We start from the raw sequence: 818 nt of genomic DNA, 5'->3' as shown, positions 1-818 counted from the left end.
GTTCTGGGCCTGCTCGACGGTGTGCCGCCACGACGACCGCATATCGCAACTCGGTTGCGGCCGTAGGGCATTCACGCACGCTACAGCCGATCGGCCTGCGCGCGCGAGGATTTGTCGAATTCCGTGCGCGCCCAACGGGTTTTGCGTCGCCGTAAATTCGATTGCCGTGTGCGCACATGCGCGTGAATGCCCTACGGCCGCAACCGAGTTGCGATATGCGGTCGTCGTGGCGGCACACCGTCGAGCAGGCCCAGAACCGCGTCGACGTCGAGATGGGCGGCCAGCAAATCGGCGATTGTGTCCAGCTGAGCGTCGCGTCGCGCGGAGACGTCGGTGTGGGCGACGACGAACCCGCCACGGCCCGCCGCGGCCGCCACGCGGGTAAGCCACGCGCGTCGGAAGTCGTCGTTGTCGAGCAGCCCGTGCCAGTGGGTGCCGAAGACCGCGCCCCGCGCGAGGCCGTGTGGTTCGCAGTCGCGCCCGCCCTCCGCGCCGAACCAGCTCTCCTCGGCGCAACGCGAGACGCGGCCGTGGTGGATTTCGTAGCCGGCGAGGGGCCGCGGCCAGCGACGCAGAACCTTGGCCTCGCCGAAGACGATGTCCGCGTTCAACAGGCCCAGACCGGCGACCTCGCCCGCCCCCGATTCCACGGTGTCGTCGATGCGCCGGCACAGCATTTGGAAGCCCCCGCAGATGCCCAGCACCGGCTTGCCGGTCGCGGCGTGCGCGGTGACCGCGTCGGCCAGCAGTACGTCTACGCGGAATACCGTGTGGTGCACCTGGGGCGGCGCACGGTGCAGGAGTCGACGGCACAGTTG

At 69.6% G+C, this 818-nt stretch carries 1 pseudogene; it reads right to left on the bottom strand.

From position 1 onward, the window contains the following. Positions 1-191: 191 nt before the first annotated feature. A pseudogene (locus tag A9X05_RS16965) lies at positions 192-818 on the bottom strand (hypothetical protein); the annotation flags it as partial.

This window comes from Mycobacterium sp. E3298 (genome assembly GCF_001666895.1).
Lineage (GTDB): Bacteria > Actinomycetota > Actinomycetes > Mycobacteriales > Mycobacteriaceae > Mycobacterium.
Note: the sequence above shows the minus strand (reverse complement) of the source record. Positions and strands in the feature narration are given on the sequence as shown.